Below are 22,362 nucleotides of genomic sequence, written 5' to 3'. Positions count from 1 at the left end.
TTTCTCACAATTGATCACAAAAAATCCTATTTTTTTCAGTTTATTTCCGCTATACTAAGTGTAACTTCATGATCTAGTCGAACAGTCCTTAATCACCTTATCGCAGGAAGGACGATATGTAACGATGCGGAGAGATTGGTTAGATCCGTTTAGATCCGATCTGGAGGTCGTGTTTGCTTCAGCGGAACAACTCGTACGGGAATATCCCGAACCCTTTTCAGGACATGCATTAGAGCAGATTCGTTCGGTTAATCCGCTGTTACGAGATTCGGGACACAGCTACATCGGGTACATCATTCCACTTTGGATGCAACACTCAGATAAACTACCCCCAGAGAAAGCACACCAATTAAGTACAGCCTGTCTCATTCACATGTTATATTTTCTGAATCAGGACGACGTGATGGATGAACAACCGGAGAATGCCACATTGAAGTTATCCCTGGGTAATCTATATTACATGGATGCTCTTCAATCTTACTCGGTATTATTCAATCCTTCCTCCACGTTCTGGGTCTATTTCAGACAATATGTAGTGGATTGGGCCGTGAGTGTTACGGGTGAGCATTCCATTGATTATTTCCAACAGAATCCCTTGTTGATTGCGCAAAAGGCTGCCCCTCTCCTCATTGGAGCTACTGGTGCACTGCTTCTGCTGAATCAGTCCGACCGGATAATCCCGGTGTGTTCTGCCATCAACATCACACTCATGACACTCCAGATGACCGATGACTTCACAGACACGCAACAAGATGCTGTGCATGGAAACTACAACAGCTACCTCTCCCACATATCCGCAGCACTGAATCACAACTATCCAGTTCATCCTCTAAGCGAACGTATACATGACAATGTATATAATACACAACTCATGAACTCTTACGTAGACATTGCTTATCGCTATAATCGTACACTGACATCGTCTAACTTAGGAATATCGCATCTCGAGGCGTTTAATTCTTATTTATGCAGCACTTTAGTACAAGCTGTTCAGGACATTACACAACGGAAGAAACGGCTCCTCCAAGGCGGGTTTCATCACTGGATTAGCGAGCAACAGTTAGGATTCTGAGCATAAGGACTAAGCTGATTCAGTTTAATTTTAAATATGAAGGGAATGTTGACGATGATGGTATCAGAGAAAACGTTGCATGAGGATATTATTGAAAAGGCTTGGACTGACGAGCACTTCAGACAACAATTGCACTCCAATCCGAAGCAGGCGCTTCGTGAAGCTTTCGGTATCGTAATCCCGGAGCACATTCAGGTGCGTACCGTTGAGGAGCAGCAGAATGACTATGTGCTTGTCATACCTCCCAATCCTTCCAAAGTAAATTATGATGTGAATTGCGGACCTTGGAGAAGTTAAACCGGGTGAGTTATTGGTAATGTAAGAAATTAGGGGTAGGAACAAAAAAAGCCGCTGTATCCTTCTGCGAGTTCGTCAATCGACGAACTCGGCAAAAGATACAACCGCTTCTGTTCCTACCCCTTTGGTGCTTGTAAAGCTGATCTGTCCTTGCATCGCTTCAACAATTCGGAATGTCACCATCATGCCCAGGCCTGTGCCTTTGATTTTATTGGAGAAATAAGGCTCGCCCAACCGGGAGAGTGCTTCCTCGTCCATTCCTTCTCCGTTATCCCTGACATGTACCTTAATCATTCCATCCTGCTTGTACGCCCAGATATCAATCTGGCCTTGTCCCTGCAGAGCTTCAATACTGTTCTTGATAATATTGATAAAAGCCTGCTTAAACTTCGAGGAATTGCCTCGAATATATAGATCTGGCGGAATGTCGGTAGTGATTTTACCACCTTCCAGATTAGCCATCGGTACAAGAATGCCTTCAATATGATTGAATTCATCCGAGATATTGAGCGAGATAATATGGTCAAACTCAGGTTTGGCAAAGGTAAGAAAATCCGTTATGATGCCCGAAGCCCGATCAAGTTCTTCCAGTGCAATTCGCACATACCCCTTATTTTTGTTGTCTTCCTGTTCCGTCATAAGTTGCAGGAACCCTCTTGTCACCTGAAGTGGGTTACGTACTTCATGGGCAACGGAAGCAGCCAGTTCGCTAATAATCTCCATCTTTTCGGATCGCTGCAACTCATTGTTGAACAGCTCCAGTTCCTTGGAATACTCTAGAACTTTAGTATGTTTTTCGGCAAAACGACTTCCGAGAATGGCAATCAACGAGATCACAAATGCAACCATGGACCATTTCCACCATAACAGATGATACGTCCCACTCCGCTGATAATACCACAACAGTTCAGCCACACTGATCAAGGCAAATGTACCAAATCCCGTTGCAAGCAGCATAGCTTCCCGATTTCGTTGCAGCGCTTTGGCGATGGTACCAACCAACAGGATTGTCAGCAGAATGACCAACACAATACCAACCACACGCTGTACGAGCAGATTGTAGAGGATCTCCCATTGCCCACCTGAAGTAACATAGATACATAGAGAGAACACAGCAATAACTGAATATATGAATAGTATTTTTCGCAGTTTGGTGAAGATTCCATGCAGTCCTGGCCCGATAATCTGTTCAAAAAAATAACATAACGCTGGCATGCCCAGCAGCATCGCCAGATCAAAGACTACGGAATACAGGTCACCATATACCTGATAGAACGTATACAAAAATTGCGAGTACGTGATGATCATCGTGCCGATGGAACCCATCACGATGCATAGCGAGATCCATAATCCCTTATGGAATTTGCCAAGGAAGAACGTACAACTCAGCATCGTAATCGCTGTGAAAACAAAGGTCGCGCCCAAAATTACATCAATAAGTCCGTTATGAATATATTTCTCCTGTAACGCGGCATAAGGTCCAACCTGAACAGTACCTTGTATCCCCAGACGGCCTTTTTCATTTTGCGACCATACATAGAGCGTATCACCTGAATTTTCGCTGGATAAGGGCAGCAACACAGCATTATTATCATAATTGTAATGGTAGTTCTCGTAGACCTTTCGGTCTTCCAGATAAACAACAATATGATTGCCTTTAATGTTCTCAAATCGAATGGCTGAACTTTCCTCACTCAACACAGGGATGGTCAGGCGAGTCCATAAAGAATTCGATCGATCCGTATTGCTATACTCTAACTTATCGCTGCCCTGCTTTTCCCATATCTCGTCTGCTCCCTTAACCTCACTGATGAACCCTTGATCGTCAACGTTCCCCCATTTTACTTCCCATCCTGTAATGGATACAGGTTGCTGAACCGCTCCTGTAGTTGCAAAGACTATCCCATGTGGCATGCCTAGAATAATCAATACACTCATCCATAAGATGACGATAGCTTTGGGCACATTTTTCATTCACAGCACCTCAAAGTTCTAATTTTCCCTATCTTAAATTCTCTCATTTATCATTCGCCACCGTTTGTCACGTCACCTTCTTGAGATAAAATGAAATTTCACATTTAAGTCGATTTATAGTCTTATTTCCATTTTATTGTTAAAGTTACCCGATTAATCACGCAAGTCTTCGAACTGGTTCACTATCATTTCCCGTTCTTTCTGTTCAACTTGACTGCGAAATTCAAGCCACTGCTCTGTCTCCTCATCATCATAGATGGTCCATATGTCTGAGAAAAGGAAATCCCGTAACTGTACAACTTGCCCGGACCATATACCGCCTACCCAAAATAAACCATCCGGACGACGGATGACGGTACGGGAGAACCCGGGTGTGGACGCCTTTTGTCCGATACGGATGCGTGTGATCATATTGCCCAGTGTGAACCAGTCCACATGAAATTCCTCCCTTACATATTCAAGCTTCATCATAACATAGGCAAAACAGGAAAAGCTGTAAAAACGGTGGCTGCGATTCAATCCTTTGTTCCGGGTGTAATGGTTTCTCAAAGCAAACAAACACGCTAAGGAGATGATTACAATGAATGAGCCACATCGTACGGTTGAGGTGGAACATAAGGATGTTCAGCATAAATCGGATTCAAGTATGGTCGCTTCCACATTTATTAAATATGCCGCATATATCATTATCTTTTTCGGATTCTTATACTTCTTGGTTAAATATGTATTCCCCAAATTCTAAGGCATTCATATCGTAGTGAACACCCGGAGATAATAACCTGTGCAAGATTACAACACTAGCGCTTTGGGTAACTACGGGGTAAGAAGCATTTGGGCAACCGACAACGAAAGGAAGTGTTACTCATGTCTGACAAACCAATTAGTAACGAAGAGAGCGACCGCTATTATGACCGTTATCAGAGGTCCCGCGATATTCCGCCAGAGACAGAAGTCCCGGAAGGCGATATGGATACCTTTGATGAAGTTTCCGGCAGACGGATTGTAACGGAAGATTCGGATCTGGCACCCGTAGCCGCAACTGCTGTGGACGAGCCGGAATTGGATTCACGTTTGGCTGAGACACCGCTGGAATCTGTACCGGATGCAGATCTTCTGCAACCGAACAGTCCGGTTGATCCTGCTGCACCCGATCCGGATGCGCTGCATGGTACCGATCTGCTTAATGGTGCTGGTGCGGATGCCAAACCGGAGAACGACATTCCACCACGCCATTAACGGCTGTTATGACATCCTGAATGAGGAGGTGCATACACGATGAAGGAAGATCGCCAAAAGAAGGTGCATGAACCGGTTAATCTCGTGACCGAACGGGATATTGACCCGGACTTCGGACTGTTCACTGAGGACTCCTTCCCCGAAGCACTTGAGGACGAGGACCAACGTGATGCGGTCGAGCATGCCATTCCCAAAGAGAAGGCTTCTCGTAAGCCCTCTTCGGATGACTAACTTATATAGATCCGTAGTAGACTTAAAAAAGATGACGTCTGTAATTTCACAGCGTCATCTTTTTTGTTACCTGTAAGTTCACTTACTCTTAGTGATTCAGCATCATCGCTTAGCGGAAACCTTATCTGCCACGGGCAGTTTGTGATCCAATCCCGACCACTTCGCGACAATCGCAGTGATAATCAGTGCAAGTCCATTAATGATAAAAATCCAGCGTATCGGCAGCCAGCCACCGAGAGCCCCACCAACGATCGGTCCCGCCATCGTCCCGATCTGGGCAGCGGACTGATTCAGACTAAAGGCCCTTCCCCTGAAACTTGATGCGGTAGCCTGCACAATCATGGCGTTAATCGCCGGAAATACAGCCGCAAAGAATAAACCATACACAAATCTTAAAATGCCGAATGCGATATAACCTGTTGTAAAGAACTGCAGAAGATTCCCTACAGCCCCACCAACCAGTCCAATGATCAGCACTTTACCGTATCCAATCCTTGAACCAATCTTGCCCCACCGCGGCGCCATAATAACTGTTGCTACCCCCACCGCTGAGAAAATAATACCCGAGCTGAGCGAGGCACGATCCGGCTGAACGCCCATCTCCATCACATAGACCGTCAATAGTGGCTCCAGAATCATGACAGAGAATGTACATATGCCCATCATGCCAAGCACCGTCATAAACAAACGATTTGCTCTCGCTTCACGAATGTCATCCATGACGTGGGAACGAGCTTTGTTCCGGTTGAAGTTCTCTTCTTTTACCCAGAAGGTTGCGATGATTGCTGAGACTAACACAACAATAGCCGAAAACAAAAATGCATTCCGGTTGCCATAATAATGACTCACCACGCCACCAATTAACGGTCCGATAATACCACCAGTGGCTCCTGCAGTGGACATAATACCAAGTGCATAACCAGTCTTCTCTTCAGGTGTATTCGTGCCTACCAGGGCAATCGCTGCTGGAACAAACCCTGCAAGCAGACCCTGAAACAATCGAACAACAATCAGCGAATACGGGTCCTGCACGAAATAATTGATTAAATACAAGACGGCAAGGCTGTATCCCGACCGGATCAGCATCGGCTTGCGTCCGTATTTATCAGCCAGTGATCCCCAGAACGGAGACACGAGTGCACTCGCGAGAAACGTAATGCCAAATGCCAGTCCTGACCATAACTCCAGGTGATCACGAACCCCCAAGTCAGCACTTAGAAACAGGGGCAGAAATGGAATCGAGATCGAATAGGCGGTGCTGCAAAAAAATACACCAATCCACAATATGACCAGATTGCGCTTCCACGAGAAGTTCATATACCCGCACGCCCTTTCCGTTACTGACGCCGGGACTGCCGTGTATTGGAGCGGACGGAACAGACCCGTACGTCCCGATGCGGAAGCATTTTCCTTATTTTACACCCATCATTCCACGAAGGCCATCCCTTGTTCACCACAAACACATGTATTACATTGCCATCCTGTCCACAAAAACGGTATGATAGTTGGGTAAATATCCAAATATGATTTGGAGAAAATATATAATGCAGAGATGCAAGGAGGAACGTTTTCATGTCTTTACGGTGGAAAAAAAATACAGTGGTCTCGCTGGTAATCGCGATGCTGCTTATCGTCATTAGTGGTTGTGGACGCCCTTCGAGTGGCGCTACAGAAACACCAGCTCCAGTTGAACCAACGGGTCCCAATCCGGTAGCTACCATTGAAATGGCAGATGGACAGAAGATCGTCATTGAGCTATATCCGGAGATTGCGCCCAATACAGTGAACAATTTTATTTCACTAGCGAATCAGGGTTTCTATGATGGCACAATCTTTCACCGTGTTATTCCAGGTTTCATGATTCAGGGCGGAGATCCAGACGGTAATGGTCGAGGTGGCCCAGGGTACGCCATTAAGGGTGAATTTACATCCAACGGTCACAAAAATCACCTGAATCATACCCGCGGAGTCATTTCCATGGCACGCGGAGATAATTTGGATTCGGCTGGTTCTCAGTTCTTCATCATGTTAGCTGACGCGGATCATTTGGATAACGCCTATGCTTCCTTCGGTAAAGTAACGGAAGGCATAGAAACTGTGGATAACATTGCAGCTCAGGAAATAGGTGAAGGTGACAAACCCGTTAAGGATCAAGTTATGAAAAAAGTTACGGTAGACACCTACGGTCTGGAGTATCCAGAACCGGTAAAAATGCCTTAATTAACATCCTTGCCAAACGGATGATAATCCCTGGTTATGACTTGTTAATAAACTCTAAACAAACAAAAGCTCTGTCCTGTGCGAATGTCGCAAGGCAGAGCTTTATTTAATGATAGCGGTTACATATATGACTTTATAAAAAATGACCTCTTCCGGCATCATCCTCAATACATCCATCCCATCAAACGTAACCAGCCGATAATCGCAATCCATAACGGGCAGCTAAAGGCAACGCCCCATGCAAGCCCTTTCAGTAAACCACGGTTTACTTCCACGAACAACGACTCCTTTCTCCAGGGAATAGTCGTAGTATCGGTAATATTATATGATTTTATACCCGATTTCATTCGTCACGCAACCCTCGTTTTCCTGCTTTTGTTCCGCAGTTTCATGGAATGCATTACGGGAACCTGATATACTATGACTACTGTACGACAAATGGAACCTGATTCATGTTTGGAAAGGAGATTTTCCTATGGCAAAATCCAAAAAACGCCCCCCTGCTCCTAAAGCAACAGTAGCACAGGATAAACCCACAACACTGAAAGATCTACTGAGCAGTGATGTGCTGGAAAAGCTGAAAGCTCAGGCGGATGAAGCCAAGGCTGCCGAAGCGGCTCTTAAAGAGCAGGAACGTCAGCAAGCAGAAGAAGCTCGCCAAGCGGAGCAGAAGCGCCGGGATAACGACTTCGAATATTTGCTTAATAACAGCGCTATGGACTGGAAGAACCATAAGTAAGCCGGGCATGACCTGAGGGTGTCTTCTATCACACATGCCAAAATAATATTACAGCAGACAGATCATGAAGATGATCTGTTCAAAGAACAGGGCCGCATTGCGGTCCTGTTCTTTTTGATATATACACATATGATTCACGCATCTTGAGCCGGGTATGTTAGAAGTAGAGCGTACAACGATAATCTAACTCATGGAGGGATCAGAGATGACAGAACAACGTTTGGAAGGCAAAGTCGCGATTGTAACCGGAGGTGGATCGGGGATTGGTCAGGCTACCGCTATTCGTTTCGCCGAGCATGGGGCCAAAGTGTACATGCTGGATCGCACACCCGAAAATGCGGAGGAAACCAAGCAGACGATTGAAAAGGCTGGCGGAGAAGCGTATGTGATCGAATGTGATATCTCCAAACCGGATAATGTGCAGAAGGCAATCAATCAGGCTGCGGCTGAAGCGGGTAAACTGGATATCATATTTGCGAATGCCGGCATTAACGGAACGATGGCCCCGATTGAAACGATGGAAATCGAGGACTGGGACCAGACGATGGAGATCAATATGCGCGGAACCTTCGCAACCGTCAAATATGCCATCCCCCATCTGAAAGAACACGGCGGAAGCATCATTATCACCAGTTCTATCAACGGTAACCGGGTCTTCTCAGGGATCGGTTTCTCTGCATACGCTTCCAGCAAAGCGGGACAAACTGCGTTTACGAAGATGGCTGCACTGGAGCTGGCTCGTTATAAGATCCGTGTAAACGCCGTCTGCCCAGGAGCCATCGATACCAACATCGATGATAACACCTACCCGTCGGATGATCTGAAAGAAGTACAGATTCCTGTTGAATTCCCTGAGGGTCATGAACATCCGCTCAAGGGCGAACCTGGAACGTCGAAGCAAGTGGCAAACCTCGTTCTGTTCCTTGCTTCCGATGAAGCCTCTCATGTTACAGGTACACGAATCTATGTGGATGGTGCGGAATCTCTGCTCCGTGGATAAAATATAAATATAAGTTGGCCCCCTTTCAGGGACAACGCCCGAATATCCCGCAAGCGATCTGATCCGGTCAGATTACTGCGGGATGTTTTATTTATAAGAAGTTTATAATCCTGCGCAGTTGCAACTACAAGGATTATCACTACACTGCGGAACTTTTACCTTTTTTCACACGATGCTTCAACCGGTCTGGAATGGCAAAGAGCAAAATGTACATTAGCGAGAACAAAACAAGCGCAAGTATCTCTTCCCCAAGGATGTACATGGGATACGGACCGAGCATATCCAGCACCGAGGGTGTACTCGGCTTGTGTCTCAAAAACATGTAATTCGCGTCAAGCATGACATCTACAATGTATACGATTAGTGCTGCCACATTCACAAATATCATGGAACCGGCTACAGATCTCCAGCTAGGTCGCAGCTGTTCCACCCAGGTCATGTAGAGTAAAGCCAGAATGATGCAGGCATGAGCGACGAAAAATTGAATGAATCGAAAATGTGCATAACCATAACCCAGATTAGGAGTCAGGATCGCCATAAGGGCTCCAGCAATGCCTACAAACAGCAGTGCAGAATGTAACAGTCGACTGCGTGTCAGTAGTAACAACGCCGATAATAGCAGAGACAGACTGCATAGTTCGAGTGGCAGTGAAGTCTGCAGGCTCCATATCCCTCCGTACACATACCAGAGTTGCAGCACGATTTCGCAGGCAAACATGATACAGGCCAGAACAATCCGCAGGGTGCGGCGTGCCCTCTCTGACCATGATCGAAGATGGTGTCGAAGCAAAAACAGCAGTACAATCAATGCTGTAATTACGCTAATTGAAGCGATATGTGAAGTGGAGAACAGAATAAACGGCTCTGCGTCATAAGGGTCCAGCCATGGTGGATACGCCATGCATCTCTTCTCTCCTTTACAAGGATCTCACCAACATTATCTCTCTTTAATGTTAACTTTTTCATTTTGCCATTGAATGAAATTACTGTCCAGTTGGAATTCTAAATAAGCATTGTAATTTGAATATCTTTATGTTAAGATAAATCCAGAACCAAAACAAACGAAAAGTTAGTAACTTTCTTAATCGAAATTATAAAAATACAGCACTCAACAAATGTTCAACTAAACATTTACATGATAACGGAGAGGACAGAAAAAACCTGAAGAAGCGAAGCGTTCGCCTAAAAGCTTTCTGAAAGAAAGCTACATCGGAAGCATATGCTTTCCCCGGATTTCCCCTTTCAAAAAAGGAATCAAAAAATCTGGGGATAACAGCGATCGGAAGGTTGTTCTGTCATCGTAGTATCAGTGTAAATAATCCTTAGTTGAACGTATAACCTAACTAGGAGGAATTATTATGCAAATCAAAGGACTTCACCACGTATCAGCTCTAACAGCACATGCCGATCAGAACTATCGTTTCTACACCAACATCATGGGTCTGCGCCTCATTAAAAAAACAGTCAACCAGGACGATGTATCCGTCTACCATCTCTTCTATGGCGATGAGAAAGGCAATCCGGGTACCGAACTTACCTTCTTCGAGATTCCGATGGCCGGACAGACTCGTGAAGGGGTGAACAGCATATCTGGAACGTCACTGCGCGTTCCAAGTGATGCGGCACTTACTTACTGGCAGCAACGTTTTGACGAATTCGAAGTCCCACATGGAGAGATTGTTGAACGGGGTGGTCGTGCCACGCTCTCGTTCACAGACTTTGAAGGACAACGTCTGATTCTGGTCTCGGATGAAAACAATACAGGTGTCGCTGGTGGTAAACCATGGGATCAGAGCCCTGTGCCTGCCGAGTATGGCATTGTAGGCCTAGGCCCTATCCATCTTACGGTAAAAGATGCTTCCCTTACCGCTCCGGTTCTTACCGAACTGCTCGGTTTCAGAGCTAAAGGAAGTTACCCTGCCTTTACTCCAGGTCAACCTGATGTACTCGTTTTTGAATCCGGCGAAGGTGGCAGCGGCTCCGAGGTGCATGTTGAGGAACGAAATGACCTTGCCCAAGAACGTCCTGGACGTGGCAGCGTACACCATGTTGCGTTCCGCGTGGATAATGAAGAAGAGCTGAAACAATGGGTGGAACGGGTTCATAACTTCCAATTCCCGAATTCCGGTTTTGTAGATCGTTTCTACTTCCGCTCCCTGTATTTCCGTGAAGCAAACGGTATTCTGTTCGAGCTTGCAACCGATGGTCCGGGATTTGATACAGACGAAGAATTGGAGCATCTGGGCGAATCGCTTGCCTTGCCTCCATTCCTTGAAGGTCGCCGAGCCGAGATTGAAGCCAATCTCAAACCGCTGGATACCATGATCCGCTAATAATCGTAACAAAACGAAAATAAAAACGATGTTCATCAGGCAACTCTGAATACGTTCAGGAATTGCCTAGTGAATCATCGTTTTTTATGTTTATGCTTGCCTTGCCACGTCTGTAAGGTGGCAAACTTGCAGATTGTGTTTTACTTCGTCAGATACGATGTTGTGAGCGGTACAAACAGAGCCGAACCCGGATCTTCAGATACAATCTCTACATAGACAGCGTCTGTACCTTTAACATCCACATCCAGACTCATCATACCGCTTTCTGGAGTGATATTGAACTTTTTGAGTGTCGCGAGATCCTGATCATAGATATGAATCTCCTGATTTCCTTTCAGTGCGGCAAGTTCCAAGTGCAGAGAAGAATACTTTTTACCCGTATTAATCTGGATATCATCCCCCTGTTTCGTAGGATCATTATGCAGATAAACATCCTTGTAATCCTTGCCTTTATATGTGGTATCCTTAGGATCTTTGGTGTGCCAAGCGGTAGATCCCAGTACGGATGTTCCAAGTGCACTCAGCGTTACTTTTCCGTTGGTTACGGGCGCAGATCCATTCGTTCCGCCAATCAGGACGGATGAAGTTGCACTGTCATACGTGATCTCTGTCCCAAGCAATGATCCCACAGCACGCACAGGCAAATAAGTTGTTCCGTTGTAAGTGATAGGCAACACCGTTTTACCATTGGCATCTTTGGCTGTCACCGTGGCACCATCCATTTTTAGCGTAATCTTGCTGTTTAGATAGGCTTTAATCTGCTCCAACCCTGTTGCTGCAAGCGCACCAGTACCGATCCCAAGCGTTAATGTGCCTACCATCAGACCCAGTACAACCTTTTTCTTCATCAAAATCCCTCCTGAACGTTAAAATGATTTGTCCTTTATACATTTAAACGACTAAAGTGATAATGTCAATTGTTTACTGCATTTTTAGTACAAAGTTCCTATCTGTAGGCAGCACAAAACGAGGCTGTATGTCCCGATTTTTTTCAGCCTCGCCCTGTTTCCCACTGTCCGCAAAGATAGAAAGGAAGATATTCTTATCAGATGCTCACTAACCCCCACACTTTGAGAACTACTTCCAATCCCCGCTGCACTACGATATCAACAGAATGATATCAATCAAAAGATTCATAATATTCTTCTTCATACACTTCCATGCTGTACTTCAAATCTACAGCCTTCCACTCGCCATCTTGATACTCATAAACAAATGTCAGATCACCAGCATATAAAGCTGCACCATAAGATCCTGCTGCTGATACGACAAGCTGACCATCTTCTACACTGTAATAGGTTACTCCACCGAATCCCAACTCTTCGTTATATACGCCGCCACTCGTATCCTCCTCGATCCGTAAAGGTTCTGCTTGAACGCCATCAACGGCGACATCAACATCCACACGGTCTGATCTAACCGTAACTTTTGATTTCACATGCTGTTTCGCAATCTCATCCAAAGATTGCATCTTCATCTCTTCCAGCGTTACCGGATTAATGATACGTGCTTGTCCCAAATAAATACCTGTTCCATGACCTTTCGTGTACAAAACGATAATTTCTTTCTGACCGTCTCCATTCAGATCCAGCTCGTGCACTTCGGGTTTGTAAGACCCGCCTTCTCCCTGCCAATCACTAAATTCTCTTGTCTTGCCGTCCACTTCCAAAATCATTCCGTTGTATATATATCCTGAACCCTCAACTTTCATAGGGTATAATCTGACGTTCTCATTCTCTGGAGCTACCGAAACATATTCCTCATTCACAGGAATGGATTCCTGTGTTGTCTTCGCTGTGTCATGCAGTTTATCTATATTGGAAGCCTCGACCTCTGCGGTCTGGCTGGATTGATCATCTATATTAAGCTGTTTTTGCGATTCATTCATGGTTCTGGCAGCCGAAGTTGTACTAATCGTAGCTACCGCCAAAATAATCATCAGCAGGATACCTGTCCAAGTTTTCAATATACTGGGCTCCTTTATCTGTTGTGATAATCCTATTATATCTTCATTTATCGCCTGCAAGTTGCGAATTTGTTAATCTTTCATAAAATAATCTTTACAAATTTCCGTTTTCACGAAAGAACGTTCGGCTTTAACCAGAATAAGCAAATTATCATACCAAAACTGTTCTCCAAAAACAAAAAAAATCCCGAACACAGCTTAAGGCTGCATTCGGAATGCTTTGGTTTTGTCCAATAACCGATCGGTTAATTGTCTCAGTTCTTCCGCCGAGGATGAAATCTCCTCCATGATGGCTGTCTCTTCGTGTGCGGCATCCATAATTCGTCTCGCCTCATCCGAGAACGATCCGGCTTTCCCCTGGATCTTCTTCACATGACCGTGCGTTTGTTCCACGCGACCAGTCTGTTCTGCAATCTTGGAACCGATATCATGCGCACCTTTCATAAATACTTCCACCGTTCCTGTCAGTTCATGCAACGTCTGATCCACAGAGACGGTCCGCTCCGATTCATTAACCACGAGACCATGCTGCTCATGAGACAGTTGGGCTGTCTCCCTGATCCGCTGCTGCACACGACTAATCAGCTCATTAATACGGTGTACCGATTCCTTACTTTCGTCTGCCAGCTTGCGGATCTGCTGCGCCACGACTGCAAAACCAGAACCTTCTTCGCCAGCTCGTGCAGCCTCAATGGAAGCATTCAGGGCAAGTAACCCTGTTTCCTCAGCGATGTTTTTGACAGATTGGGTAATTACCTCGATATCGGAGGCTTCCTTCTCTAGCAACAGCATAATGTCGCGGGAACGATTGTGCGACTCGGCCAGCTCGTCCATCCCTTTCATCAACGATGAAAAAGTCTGTTTTGTATGATCCACCGATCGTTCCATCTGACCGGACATCTCTGTCATGTCCATGGACTGGCTATGCATACGCTGGAAATCGTTCAGCATCTCATCCGCAGTGATCAGAGATTGATGGGAAGTAACCTTCTGCTCTTCTACGCCTACCGCAATATGATCCACCGCATCCGACATCATCTCGATCTGTTCGGCGGCCTGGGTAATCGCTTCACTCAGAGACTGTGCGTTCTGTGAAGTCGTTCTTGTACTGTCTGCAATATCATTTACAATACTTCGAAGGTTAGAAACCATTGCGCGAAAAGCATCATATAATACGGTAAGTTCATCTTGCGTGCGTCGCTGCGGAATTTCGGTTGTCAGATCACCCGCTGAAACCTGTTGCGCAGCCCGGGACAGGTGGACGATTGGACGAGTCAGCCAGCGTGAGGCAAACCATCCCAGAATCCCGTTCCAGCATACTCCCATGATCAGGATAATCGATATGTATACCCAATTCGGAATATCTAACGTAATCCAGTCTTTGACAAAAAATATAAAAAAGCCGCTAGTTCCGTAGGTAATAATCGAAATCAGTACCAGACCTGCGACAGTCTTTGCTCCTAAAGTCCATTTCATGTGCACACCCCGTAGTCCTTTTTTCCTATTTTACCAATCATGTACCAAATTTCATGTGATATACATCACTGAAACCGTTCTATTTCCCCCATACTTGCCGTTCATGCATGACTTCTCTACCATAAAGCGCATAATGTATAAGACAAGCTTGGCCGTCCCTCCCTTTCTTAAAAATTGAATAATATTCCATTTAAAATCCCTAATTTTATTTATTATCGGCACAAGAGGCCAAATGATTTAGATTGGCATCCATTTTGCTTAAATGATATACTGAGTGCGCTTCAGCAACGCTGGAGCCGAACTATTTTTATTGATGCCACTGGAGGCGAACGAGATGTCTACTATGTCCACACGGACGGAGAAAGATTTTATCGGTGAAAAAGAAATCCCGGCTTATGCTTATTACGGAATTCAGACGGTACGGGCCGTGGAAAACTTCCCGATTACCGGCGTTCCGGTACACCGGGAGCTGATCACGGCTCTGGCTGCGGTGAAGAAGGCAGCAGCGATTACCAACATGGAGTTGAAGATGCTGCCAAGCAAGATTGGCGAGGTGATCGTCATGGCGGCTGAAGAAATGATGAAAGGCCATCATCTGGATCATTTTATTGTAGACTCCATTCAGGGCGGTGCAGGCACCTCCATGAATATGAATATGAACGAAATTTTGGCCAACCGCGGGCTGGAACTGTTAACCAAAAGCAAGGGAGACTACTTCCATTGCAATCCCAATAATCATGTGAACATGTCCCAATCTACTAATGACGTGGTTCCTACAGCACTGCGCATTGCGGCGTACCAACTGTCGGAGACGTTACTCGCTACCATGAGAAGACTACAGGATGCGTTCCGTAAAAAAGAAGTGGAATTCAACGATGTGGTCAAGGTTGGCCGTACCCATCTTCAGGATGCCGTACCTATTCGCCTTGGACAAGAATTCGGAGCTTATGCCCGTGTAATCGGACGGGATATTGAGCGTCTTGAATTCGCCAATCGCCGCTTGCTTACCATTAACATGGGTGCAACTGCGGTAGGTACAGGACTCAATGCCAAACCCGAATATATCGTCAAAGTTACAGAGCACCTGTCAGCTGTTACCGGACTACCACTACAAACAGCTGAGGATCTTGTGGATGCAACCCAGAACACTGATGCCTATCTGGAACTTTCAGCGGCGCTGAAGGTATGTGCGGTTAGCCTTTCCAAAATCTGTAATGACATTCGCTTGATGGCTTCAGGCCCGCGTGCAGGATTCAATGAATTGCGCCTGCCACCGCGTCAGCCAGGTTCGTCCATTATGCCGGGCAAAGTCAACCCCGTTATGGCGGAAGTCATTAACCAGGTATCCTTCCAAGTGATGGGGAACGACCATACGATCTGTATGGCTTGTGAAGCTGGTCAATTCGAGCTGAATGTCATGGGCCCAGTTATTGCGTTCAACTTGCTGCAATCGCTGAAAATTATGAATAACGGCATCGATGTTTTCACGCGTTATGCAGTGGAAGAGATGGAAGCTAACCGTGAGCGCTGCGAATTAATCATGAACCAAAGTTTCAGTATGGTTACGGCGTTGAACCCGCACTTAGGTTATAATGTGGCAGCTTCCATCGTGAAGGAAGCGCTCAAGACTGGACTTTCCTTGCAAGAGATTATTTTGGAACGCGGATTGCTGACACCGGAAGAACTTGAAGAGATTCTTCATCCGGAACAGATGACTACACCAGGGATTGCCGGAGAACACTTCCTGCGTAATATGGAACGTTTGTAGGTGATCAGGAAAACTGGTGCAGCAACCTAAACACGAATGATTAACAACAACCCCCGCAGACCGTTCATCCGGTTTGTGGGGGTTCTTGTATACAGAGAAGATAAGACGCCAGCTATTCGATTAAGCCCATCGTTTCCGCTCAAGGGAAGGCAGAATCTGAAGTTCCTCCCTGTACTTGGCAACCGTTCTGCGGGAGATAACAATCCCTTCCTCAGCGAGCAGTGTGGCCAAATGACTATCCGAGTATGGACGCTGAGTCTGTTCCATGCGAATGATTTCTTTTAATCTGCGTTTCACCGCTGATGCTGATGTTTTATCCCCTGACGTTGTACTGATTCCGGAGTCAAAAAAAGCCCTGAGTTCATATACACCATGTGGGGTCTCAATGTATTTACCGTTCACCGCACGACTTACCGTTGATTCATGCATGCCAATCTTCTCTGCAATAACAGCCAAATTAAGTGGTTTTAACGCGGATGGGCCTTTGACCAAAAAGTGCTTCTGCTCTTCCATCACGGCTCCCAGCACACGCACTAAAGTCCTGCGCCGCAGGTGTACACTCCGAATGATAGCCCTTGCCTCTGCCGCGCGGGTTGCCCAGATCTCGTCAGGCACCTCTTCCCTGATCCAGCGGATGCACGCTTCATTCATCGATACATGAGGGTTACCTGCCGCATGCAGGCTAAAATGGACCTCACCGTTACGAAACCCAACAATGGCATCCGGAATAATGTAATGTGGTCGTTCCGTACATCCGATGGATCGGCAGGGCTTAGGGTCGAGACGTGTAATATAGTCGTAGGCAACCTGAGCGTCCCGTGAAGTCATGCCTAATCGACTCCCTGTTCTCCCTGGGTGAAAAGGAACCAGTGATTCCAATCCCGCTTCCACCATCCGCTCCGCATTCAGCGCTGCTGATGGATCACGTCTAATCTGGAGCAACAGACATTCTTGCAGATTCCGCGCCCCTATACCAGCAGGGTCCAGCGATTGGAGAAGCTCCAGTCCCGCTGCAATCTTGCTCATCGGAAGCTGAAGAACTGCTTGCACCTCTGCCAGTTCCACCGTCAGATAACCATCATCATTGACGCATCCTGCCAAATACACAGCCATATTTTCCAATTCGTCTGGAAGTGTCATCACTCGAATTTGCGCAATTAGCAATTGTTCCAATGTAGGTTCTGCACCTTTAGCCTGAAGCAACGGATCATAGGAATCATACCTGCGCTGATCTATTCGCCTTGGAATCCGTGCGAGGGGCGCAGCTTGCTCTTCCAGTTCAAGTACTGGATTTTCCTCCGCCGCATCCAGCAAGTAACGGGTCAGATCCTGACCAGACATGGTTAGCAAATGAAAGGATTGTTTCATCTCCGGCGTGATGGACAGCCGAATACGTTGTTCCTGTACCAACTGAACACCTAACATCCGTTTCCCTCCTTATGCCTTCGGCAATAAGCATCTGTGTTTCTTATCCGAACAAAAGGATTTGCAGGGATAATAGCATATTATTCAAGCGAATGTAAGAAGTTTTTAATCAGATCATGGTTTCTGTCTAGTATTTCTCGGATACCAGCTTCGCCTGTGTAAACAGCAGCAGATAGTCTCTTCCACCTGCCTTGGAATCCGTGCCTGACATGTTAAATCCGCCAAATGGATGTGTGCCTACCAGTGCTCCGGTACATTTCCGATTGAAATACAGATTACCCGCAAAGTATTCGCGTCTTGCCTGTTCCAGATGTTCACGATTACGTGAGATCACCGCGCCGGTCAGACCATAGTCTGTATTATTGGCGATATCCAAAGCGACCTGGAAAGATTCTGCTTTGATGAACGCAAGCACAGGTCCAAAAATCTCATCTTGAGCAATCCGGGCTTTCGGATCAACATCGGCAATTATGGTTGGTTCAATGAAATAACCTTCAACGTTCCCTGTACCGCCACCGTGCACAAGACGCCCCTCACCCTTGCCGATTTCAATATATTCCGTGATCTTTGCATATGCCTTGTCATCGATAACCGGCCCAACCTGACTGCCAACTTCAAGTGGACTGCCCATCGTCAGTTTCTGTGTCCGTTCAATCACTTTTTGCAATACTTCATCATATACATCCTTATGAATAATGGCACGGGAACACGCCGAACATTTCTGTCCTGAGAAACCAAATGCCGAAGCGGTAATGGACTCTGCCGCGAGTTCCAGATCACTGTCACTGTCTACTACGATGGAATCCTTGCCGCCCATCTCTGCAATAACCCGTTTGATCCACTTCTGACCTGGAGCTGTTCGTGCTGCACGTTCATTAATTCGCAGTCCTACATCTCTGGAACCGGTGAAACTGATAAATCTGGTGAGCGCATGATCCACGAGATAATCGCCCACTTCACTGCCTGGTCCTGGTAAAAAGTTCACGACGCCATCCGGCAGACCAACTTCTGCGAGCAGCTCCATAAACTTAGCGGCAATCACCGGAGTTGTGCTGGCGGGCTTTAATACCACCGTGTTGCCAGATACCAGTGCAGCAGAGGTCATGCCTGCCATAATCGCCAGCGGGAAGTTCCAAGGGGGAATGACAACGCCCACGCCCAGCGGTATATAACTCAGTTCATTATCTTCTCCTGCAATCCGCACGAGGGGCTGCGGTTCACTCAGTCGCTGCATATCCCGTGCATAGAATTCCATAAAATCTATGGCTTCCGCTGTATCCGCATCGGCTTCAGGCCAAGTCTTGCCAGCTTCATAAACCATCCATGCAGAGAACTCATGCTTGCGACGGCGCATAATGGCAGCTGCTTTGTATAGATAACGAGCCCGTTCATTCGGGTCAGTATGTTTCCATGTGTGGAATGTCTCCGCAGCTGTCTGAATAGCCTTTTCGGCCAATTCCTGATCTGCCTGATGGATCGTTCCGACAACTTGATTCTTGGCTGCGGGATTCACGGAAGTTAACGTGCGGCTGCTTGTTATTTTTTGCCCACCAATAATAATCGGGTATTCCTGCCCAAGTTCAGCTTCTACCTGACGAAGTGCGTCTTCAAATGCTTCCTGGTTCGCCTGGACCGCAAAGGGTGTGAATGGTTCGTTAACAAAAGGGATATTCATCAATGATTCCTCCTTCAGGATGTGGGATTCGCTGGCTGCTCGCCTGAATTATTTTGCATGTTACTCATCACCAAATATATGTAGCAAAATCCGTGCCAACTCCGGTTGGGATTGAAATATTTTTCTCGTTAAATTCAACTACTGAAAATTTACACGGGCCACTCCGATGACAGAACAACCTTCCGATCGCTGTTATCCCCAGATTTTTTTGATTCCTTTTTATAGAGGGAAAATCCGGGGATAAAGGCGAGCGCGATAATTTTCATAAAAAATAGTAGACCATCGCTAAATCTGGCACGCTTCTTGCTTCTAATTAGGGATAAAAAGCATGATTTAACCGAGTTGGATCGAATGATGCACCATGCTGAAGGAGGAAACGAAAATGAGTGTGGGAACGGAAATATATCGCAAAACCTTATTGACCGTGGCAGGCAACAAAGCTGTAGAGAACCTGTCCATCAAATATGGTAAGAAGCTTGCAGGCAAGTTTATTGCAGGGAACACCTTGGAAGAAGCTCTCGAAGAGATCCGCATACTCAATAATAAAGGCATCATGGCTACGCTCGATCATTTAGGCGAAGGCATCACCCGCCTGAGCGAAGCGGCATTATACAGGGATGAGTATGTACGACTGGTAGAAGGCATTGCACGTGAAAGAGCAGACTCCAACGTCTCGCTGAAACCAACACAGATGGGCCTCGCACTCGACCCGGAAGAGGGTTATCGAAATATCCGTACCGTTGCCGCACAAGCCAGATTGCATGATCTATTTGTCCGAATTGATATGGAGGATAGTCCATTTACTCAAGCGACGCTGGATATTGTTCGAAGACTGCACTCGGAAGGACTGCATAATACAGGCACAGTATTGCAAGCCTACCTGCATCGCACCGAAGAAGATACACGTGATATGATTCGGGAAGGCATTCGGCTTCGTCTGGTTAAAGGTGCTTACAAAGAACCCGGATCAGTCGCCTATCAGAATGCTTCTGAAGTCATTCATCAATTCAAAACGATGATTCGTAATCACCTCGATCAGGGTGTGTACACTGCAGTTGCCTCGCATGATGATCACATCATTAACTGGACGAAACAATACGCCAAGGATCGGGGAATCTCTCCGGATGCCTTTGAATTTCAGATGTTATATGGTCTGCGCATGAGCGAACAGGAACGTCTCGCCAAAGAAGGCTATCGCATTCGTTGTTACGTACCTTATGGCACCATGTGGTATCCGTACTATACCCGTCGTTTGGCTGAAAAACCGGCTAATCTCTGGATGGTCGTTAAGAATATGTTCCGATAGTTATTTTCCAGCTGTATCAATATATAAATAAAAAACAGCAAAAATAAAACCATGCTGCCTCTTTCTTTCTGGGCACATGGTTTTTTCTGTACAAACACTTTACCAGAGCATCCAACTTTCCTTTTCTCCGGTTCTTCTCTTAATGTCTAAAAAATTAGCATCCCCAATTTTAAATGTCTATTTTTCTGGACACACCCATTTATTAATCAAAATTACAAGCTCGAAAAGGCTAACTGCTTAACTGTTGAATAAGAATAGAAGCATTAACATTTGTCTGTGTTCCACCTGCTAGTGTTTGCAGACCAACAGCTGATGCGCTGGAATGATTCCGCAATGTCAGCACATCACCGGGAGCAGCCGTAATAATGACCATGCCTGGATTCGGTTGAGTGCCAGCTCCTGAACCATAGACACTGCCACCTACAGGGGCTCCGTTTTGATAAAGGGTGAATTGGTTTGCCTGCACACCTGCAACGTTGAAAAACACCGCATAGTCCCCGGCATTACCAATAATAATCGCAGCGGTATTGGCCGTGTGAGTAATACCGGTAAGATTTGCGTTGCTGTCGAAGATTACATCCGCTTCAATAGCTACAGTTTGAGCTGATGTATTAAAAATATAAGCGTACGAGGACAACCCTTGCCCTGCTGTACCGGTTGCTCCAGTGACACCTGTCGTTCCGGTTACTCCGGTGACGCCTGTTGTTCCGGTAACCCCAGTGCTTCCTGTTACTCCCGTAACGCCAGTGCCTCCTGTTACTCCTGTAACGCCAGTGCCTCCTGTTACTCCTGTAACGCCCGTGGCTCCTGTTACTCCAGTAGCTCCGGTGCTTCCCGTTACTCCCGTAACGCCAGTGGCTCCTGTTACTCCGGTAGTCCCTGTGGCTCCTGTCACTCCGGTGGCACCGGTGCTTCCCGTGATGCCCGTGATGCCCGTGATGCCCGTCGCTCCTGTTACTCCTGTAACGCCCGTGGCTCCTGTCACTCCGGTGGCACCGGTGCTTCCCGTGATGCCCGTGATGCCCGTCGCTCCTGTCACTCCTGTGACGCCCGTGGCCCCTGTCACACCCGTTGTGCTCAGCGTTTCTCCCAACAACTCCTGGGACACCAATCGGTGAGCCGCGACTAATTCGCCTTCGCCATCTTTACCCCATACGGATATTTGTGCTTCTGGAGCAGCCGTGTCTGAGGTTGAAAATACAAACTCAAAAGCATCAAAATTCCCATTATAAACTTTGGTGATGACCTGATTAGGTGATACATTGAGCAGTTCTTCTACATATAATGTTCTGACTCCATTAAGGTAATAGCCCCGAAGAAGTACCGTGAACATTTCTGTCGCATTCCGGTTATCGATTTTGACCGTAACGGATTGAGTTGGTCGGATCCCCGCTATCCCTGAAATATTATTCTCAATGGGCCCAGTTGATAGAATGGCCATTTCATCACCCTCCTTTGATTCTTCTTCATGCGGATTGCCTTCATATAGCATTATTCAGAAGTTTCTTAATGGTGTGGACAATGCATGTACTATATGAATAATCACTTCAACTGCCGTGTAGCAGATTGAGAGATAACAGTTTTAATCAAGTAACTCGAATGTCAATTTAAATAACTCAACCCTCACCTGGATTATTGAATGGT

21 protein-coding genes are annotated in these 22,362 nt (G+C 46.3%); 11 read left to right on the top strand and 10 right to left on the bottom strand.

Annotated elements, in window-relative coordinates; all coding sequences use genetic code 11:
- The first annotated feature begins 124 nt into the window (after positions 1 to 124).
- Together QNO02_RS05775 and QNO02_RS05770 are read left to right on the top strand one after the other, a co-directional pair.
- Positions 125 to 1,072 (top strand): hypothetical protein, encoded by a 948-nt coding sequence (locus QNO02_RS05775; RefSeq protein WP_289391405.1) that lies wholly within the window; start codon positions 125 to 127, stop codon positions 1,070 to 1,072.
- 54 nt (positions 1,073 to 1,126) lie between these two features.
- Positions 1,127 to 1,369, top strand: coding sequence for an NHLP leader peptide family RiPP precursor (locus QNO02_RS05770; RefSeq protein ID WP_091015589.1), 243 nt, complete (start codon positions 1,127 to 1,129; stop codon positions 1,367 to 1,369).
- 75 nt (positions 1,370 to 1,444) lie between these two features.
- Here the strand turns inward: QNO02_RS05770 and QNO02_RS05765 are convergent, their stop codons facing one another.
- Both QNO02_RS05765 and QNO02_RS05760 read right to left on the bottom strand, forming a co-directional pair.
- Positions 1,445 to 3,343, bottom strand: a complete 1,899-nt coding sequence (locus tag QNO02_RS05765) for an ATP-binding protein (RefSeq protein ID WP_289391400.1) — start codon at positions 3,341 to 3,343, stop codon at positions 1,445 to 1,447.
- 153 nt (positions 3,344 to 3,496) lie between these two features.
- The gene (locus QNO02_RS05760; protein WP_017690238.1) at positions 3,497 to 3,778 is read right to left on the bottom strand and encodes a hypothetical protein; all 282 of its coding nucleotides are present in this window, start codon (positions 3,776 to 3,778) and stop codon (positions 3,497 to 3,499) included.
- A 145-nt stretch (positions 3,779 to 3,923) separates the two neighbouring features.
- Here QNO02_RS05760 and QNO02_RS05755 point away from each other — a divergent pair, with 145 nt between their 5' ends.
- From QNO02_RS05755 to QNO02_RS05745, 3 genes are all read left to right on the top strand, one after another.
- Complete coding sequence (locus QNO02_RS05755) at positions 3,924 to 4,085, top strand: hypothetical protein (RefSeq protein WP_017690239.1); 162 nt, start codon at positions 3,924 to 3,926, stop codon at positions 4,083 to 4,085.
- Between the two features lie 122 nt (positions 4,086 to 4,207).
- Positions 4,208 to 4,579: a hypothetical protein gene (locus QNO02_RS05750; protein WP_036611534.1), complete on the top strand. Its 372-nt coding sequence runs from the start codon at positions 4,208 to 4,210 to the stop codon at positions 4,577 to 4,579.
- A 39-nt stretch (positions 4,580 to 4,618) separates the two neighbouring features.
- Positions 4,619 to 4,810 carry a hypothetical protein gene (locus QNO02_RS05745; RefSeq protein WP_289391395.1) on the top strand — a complete coding sequence of 64 codons (192 nt, stop codon included), beginning with the start codon at positions 4,619 to 4,621 and terminating at the stop codon, positions 4,808 to 4,810.
- A 102-nt stretch (positions 4,811 to 4,912) separates the two neighbouring features.
- On the opposite strand, the gene QNO02_RS05740 is transcribed toward QNO02_RS05745, so the two are convergent.
- A complete protein-coding gene (locus QNO02_RS05740; protein WP_289391394.1) occupies positions 4,913 to 6,127 on the bottom strand; it encodes an MFS transporter in 1,215 nt (404 codons plus the stop codon).
- A gap of 255 nt (positions 6,128 to 6,382) precedes the next feature.
- Here QNO02_RS05740 and QNO02_RS05735 point away from each other — a divergent pair, with 255 nt between their 5' ends.
- From QNO02_RS05735 to QNO02_RS05725, 3 genes are all read left to right on the top strand, one after another.
- Positions 6,383 to 7,030 carry a peptidylprolyl isomerase gene (locus QNO02_RS05735; protein ID WP_289391393.1) on the top strand — a complete coding sequence of 216 codons (648 nt, stop codon included), beginning with the start codon at positions 6,383 to 6,385 and terminating at the stop codon, positions 7,028 to 7,030.
- A 475-nt stretch (positions 7,031 to 7,505) separates the two neighbouring features.
- Positions 7,506 to 7,769: a YqkE family protein gene (locus QNO02_RS05730; RefSeq protein ID WP_289391392.1), complete on the top strand. Its 264-nt coding sequence runs from the start codon at positions 7,506 to 7,508 to the stop codon at positions 7,767 to 7,769.
- A 205-nt stretch (positions 7,770 to 7,974) separates the two neighbouring features.
- Positions 7,975 to 8,769 carry an SDR family oxidoreductase gene (locus QNO02_RS05725; protein WP_036612094.1) on the top strand — a complete coding sequence of 265 codons (795 nt, stop codon included), beginning with the start codon at positions 7,975 to 7,977 and terminating at the stop codon, positions 8,767 to 8,769.
- 139 nt (positions 8,770 to 8,908) lie between these two features.
- Here the strand turns inward: QNO02_RS05725 and QNO02_RS05720 are convergent, their stop codons facing one another.
- On the bottom strand, positions 8,909 to 9,670 hold the full coding sequence (locus QNO02_RS05720) for a YwaF family protein (RefSeq protein ID WP_289391391.1): 762 nt from the start codon (positions 9,668 to 9,670) through the stop codon (positions 8,909 to 8,911).
- 457 nt (positions 9,671 to 10,127) lie between these two features.
- Here QNO02_RS05720 and QNO02_RS05715 point away from each other — a divergent pair, with 457 nt between their 5' ends.
- Positions 10,128 to 11,102 carry a ring-cleaving dioxygenase gene (locus QNO02_RS05715; RefSeq protein ID WP_074093825.1) on the top strand — a complete coding sequence of 325 codons (975 nt, stop codon included), beginning with the start codon at positions 10,128 to 10,130 and terminating at the stop codon, positions 11,100 to 11,102.
- A 140-nt stretch (positions 11,103 to 11,242) separates the two neighbouring features.
- Here the strand turns inward: QNO02_RS05715 and QNO02_RS05710 are convergent, their stop codons facing one another.
- From QNO02_RS05710 to QNO02_RS05700, 3 genes are all read right to left on the bottom strand, one after another.
- Positions 11,243 to 11,950 (bottom strand): stalk domain-containing protein, encoded by a 708-nt coding sequence (locus QNO02_RS05710; RefSeq protein WP_091034085.1) that lies wholly within the window; start codon positions 11,948 to 11,950, stop codon positions 11,243 to 11,245.
- A 272-nt stretch (positions 11,951 to 12,222) separates the two neighbouring features.
- Positions 12,223 to 13,068 carry a hypothetical protein gene (locus tag QNO02_RS05705; RefSeq protein WP_289391389.1) on the bottom strand — a complete coding sequence of 282 codons (846 nt, stop codon included), beginning with the start codon at positions 13,066 to 13,068 and terminating at the stop codon, positions 12,223 to 12,225.
- Positions 13,069 to 13,266: 198 nt separating this feature from the next.
- A complete protein-coding gene (locus QNO02_RS05700; protein ID WP_017690252.1) occupies positions 13,267 to 14,544 on the bottom strand; it encodes a methyl-accepting chemotaxis protein in 1,278 nt (425 codons plus the stop codon).
- A gap of 334 nt (positions 14,545 to 14,878) precedes the next feature.
- Between QNO02_RS05700 and QNO02_RS05695 the strand changes: the two genes are divergently transcribed.
- Positions 14,879 to 16,312 carry an aspartate ammonia-lyase gene (locus tag QNO02_RS05695; RefSeq protein WP_091034092.1) on the top strand — a complete coding sequence of 478 codons (1,434 nt, stop codon included), beginning with the start codon at positions 14,879 to 14,881 and terminating at the stop codon, positions 16,310 to 16,312.
- A gap of 120 nt (positions 16,313 to 16,432) precedes the next feature.
- Here QNO02_RS05695 and rpoN read toward each other — a convergent pair whose 3' ends face one another.
- Both rpoN and pruA read right to left on the bottom strand, forming a co-directional pair.
- Positions 16,433 to 17,737, bottom strand: coding sequence for an RNA polymerase factor sigma-54 (rpoN, locus tag QNO02_RS05690; RefSeq protein ID WP_091034094.1), 1,305 nt, complete (start codon positions 17,735 to 17,737; stop codon positions 16,433 to 16,435).
- A 127-nt stretch (positions 17,738 to 17,864) separates the two neighbouring features.
- On the bottom strand, positions 17,865 to 19,412 hold the full coding sequence (gene pruA / locus QNO02_RS05685; RefSeq protein WP_289391387.1) for an L-glutamate gamma-semialdehyde dehydrogenase: 1,548 nt from the start codon (positions 19,410 to 19,412) through the stop codon (positions 17,865 to 17,867).
- Positions 19,413 to 19,794: 382 nt separating this feature from the next.
- Here pruA and QNO02_RS05680 point away from each other — a divergent pair, with 382 nt between their 5' ends.
- Positions 19,795 to 20,718, top strand: coding sequence for a proline dehydrogenase family protein (locus QNO02_RS05680; RefSeq protein ID WP_289391386.1), 924 nt, complete (start codon positions 19,795 to 19,797; stop codon positions 20,716 to 20,718).
- A gap of 229 nt (positions 20,719 to 20,947) precedes the next feature.
- Here QNO02_RS05680 and QNO02_RS05675 read toward each other — a convergent pair whose 3' ends face one another.
- On the bottom strand, positions 20,948 to 22,159 hold the full coding sequence (locus QNO02_RS05675; RefSeq protein WP_289391385.1) for a BclA C-terminal domain-containing protein: 1,212 nt from the start codon (positions 22,157 to 22,159) through the stop codon (positions 20,948 to 20,950).
- Between the last annotated feature and the right edge of the window lie 203 nt (positions 22,160 to 22,362).

The sequence above is a fragment of the Paenibacillus sp. PK1-4R genome (genome assembly GCF_030369595.1).
Lineage (GTDB): Bacteria > Bacillota > Bacilli > Paenibacillales > Paenibacillaceae > Paenibacillus.
The sequence above is the reverse complement of the archived record's forward strand: the minus strand, read 5'-3'. Positions and strand labels throughout refer to the sequence as shown.

What these genes read in the sequence shown, in the direction of transcription:
- QNO02_RS05775 (WP_289391405.1), top strand. Translation starts at nt 125, where the DNA reads ATGCGGAGAGATTGGTTAGATCCGTTTAGATCCGATCTGGAGGTCGTG.
- QNO02_RS05770 (WP_091015589.1), top strand. Translation starts at nt 1,127, where the DNA reads ATGATGGTATCAGAGAAAACGTTGCATGAGGATATTATTGAAAAGGCT.
- QNO02_RS05765 (WP_289391400.1), bottom strand. Translation starts at nt 3,343, where the DNA reads ATGAAAAATGTGCCCAAAGCTATCGTCATCTTATGGATGAGTGTATTG.
- QNO02_RS05755 (WP_017690239.1), top strand. Translation starts at nt 3,924, where the DNA reads ATGAATGAGCCACATCGTACGGTTGAGGTGGAACATAAGGATGTTCAG.
- QNO02_RS05750 (WP_036611534.1), top strand. Translation starts at nt 4,208, where the DNA reads ATGTCTGACAAACCAATTAGTAACGAAGAGAGCGACCGCTATTATGAC.
- QNO02_RS05745 (WP_289391395.1), top strand. Translation starts at nt 4,619, where the DNA reads ATGAAGGAAGATCGCCAAAAGAAGGTGCATGAACCGGTTAATCTCGTG.
- QNO02_RS05740 (WP_289391394.1), bottom strand. Translation starts at nt 6,127, where the DNA reads ATGAACTTCTCGTGGAAGCGCAATCTGGTCATATTGTGGATTGGTGTA.
- QNO02_RS05735 (WP_289391393.1), top strand. Translation starts at nt 6,383, where the DNA reads ATGTCTTTACGGTGGAAAAAAAATACAGTGGTCTCGCTGGTAATCGCG.
- QNO02_RS05730 (WP_289391392.1), top strand. Translation starts at nt 7,506, where the DNA reads ATGGCAAAATCCAAAAAACGCCCCCCTGCTCCTAAAGCAACAGTAGCA.
- QNO02_RS05725 (WP_036612094.1), top strand. Translation starts at nt 7,975, where the DNA reads ATGACAGAACAACGTTTGGAAGGCAAAGTCGCGATTGTAACCGGAGGT.
- QNO02_RS05720 (WP_289391391.1), bottom strand. Translation starts at nt 9,670, where the DNA reads ATGGCGTATCCACCATGGCTGGACCCTTATGACGCAGAGCCGTTTATT.
- QNO02_RS05715 (WP_074093825.1), top strand. Translation starts at nt 10,128, where the DNA reads ATGCAAATCAAAGGACTTCACCACGTATCAGCTCTAACAGCACATGCC.
- QNO02_RS05710 (WP_091034085.1), bottom strand. Translation starts at nt 11,950, where the DNA reads ATGAAGAAAAAGGTTGTACTGGGTCTGATGGTAGGCACATTAACGCTT.
- QNO02_RS05700 (WP_017690252.1), bottom strand. Translation starts at nt 14,544, where the DNA reads ATGAAATGGACTTTAGGAGCAAAGACTGTCGCAGGTCTGGTACTGATT.
- QNO02_RS05695 (WP_091034092.1), top strand. Translation starts at nt 14,879, where the DNA reads ATGTCTACTATGTCCACACGGACGGAGAAAGATTTTATCGGTGAAAAA.
- rpoN (WP_091034094.1), bottom strand. Translation starts at nt 17,737, where the DNA reads ATGTTAGGTGTTCAGTTGGTACAGGAACAACGTATTCGGCTGTCCATC.
- pruA (WP_289391387.1), bottom strand. Translation starts at nt 19,412, where the DNA reads ATGAATATCCCTTTTGTTAACGAACCATTCACACCCTTTGCGGTCCAG.
- QNO02_RS05680 (WP_289391386.1), top strand. Translation starts at nt 19,795, where the DNA reads ATGAGTGTGGGAACGGAAATATATCGCAAAACCTTATTGACCGTGGCA.
- QNO02_RS05675 (WP_289391385.1), bottom strand. Translation starts at nt 22,159, where the DNA reads ATGGCCATTCTATCAACTGGGCCCATTGAGAATAATATTTCAGGGATA.